The sequence below is a fragment of the Priestia sp. BR_2 genome (genome assembly GCF_041954005.1).
Lineage (GTDB): Bacteria > Bacillota > Bacilli > Paenibacillales > Paenibacillaceae > Paenibacillus_AQ > Paenibacillus_AQ lautus_A.
In genome coordinates, this window is the sequence record NZ_JAVFHM010000067.1 from 1 (window position 1) to 968 (window position 968).

At 29.1% G+C, this 968-nt stretch carries 1 pseudogene; it reads left to right on the forward strand.

Annotation, left to right across the window (positions count from 1 at the left end):
• Positions 1-191: 191 nt before the first annotated feature.
• Positions 192-968, forward strand: a pseudogene (locus tag RB298_RS01260) (hypothetical protein); the annotation flags it as partial.

A 968-nucleotide genomic window follows, 5' to 3' on the forward strand; every position in this document is an offset into this window, starting at 1 on the left:
GAATAATGAGGTATAATTACCTAAAAAAGGAAAATAAAAGATTACTTTTTACCTATTTTGTTTTTTGATGGATAGTTTTTTTATTGTCGATTAGAAGCAATTTGGGCTGTTTTTATGCCATCAATTAATTATTAGAATTATGAGATTAGATAGTATCAGAATAATAAAAATGACAAAAGGAGAGAATGACTTTGAATAAAAATACATTTGTTGACTATTTAGATCAATTTAATGTTTTGTCTCCTAATCACTCTAAAATATATGATGAATATACATACGATAAAGGTAAAGACTCGTATGTTTTTAAAATTGAAACCAAGGCAGAAACATATCTTTGTAATTTATTTTTAAATAATCCTCAAAGCATTATACTAACAGGAAATGCAGGGGATGGAAAGACTAGGTTATGTCGTTCCGTTTATAATTATTTTCACCAAGATGGTTTAGTAGATTGGCCTGAATCAGGAATACTCGAGGTGGATTTTCCGCAGGGAAAAATTAGAATGGTTAAAGATTTATCAGAACTGAAAGACGAAATTATCCTACAGGAGCTTAGTAGATTACAAGCAAGTATAAACGATAACCATGCAGATAAAATATACTATCTTATTGCTGCAAATGAAGGTAAATTGACTAAGTTTTTATCCCAACATGAACATTTATCCTCGTTGAAAGTGGAAGTTAAAAAACGTTTTAAGACCTATTTAGAAAATAATTCCACTTTTAGTGTTATCAATTTGTTAGATGTAACCTCATCATTATATGTTGAAAAAGTCTTAGATGAATGGAATAAAGAAAGTAACTGGTCGGTATGTGAAAGTTGTTCTAAGCAAAAAGCGTGTATTATAAACTTAAATCATAAAAGGTCTTCCAAAGATTTTGTGAAAAATAGATTGGTAGAACAATATAGGTTTCTTGACTATTTGGGCACCCACATAACTATGCGTGAAATGCTTATACATATTAGT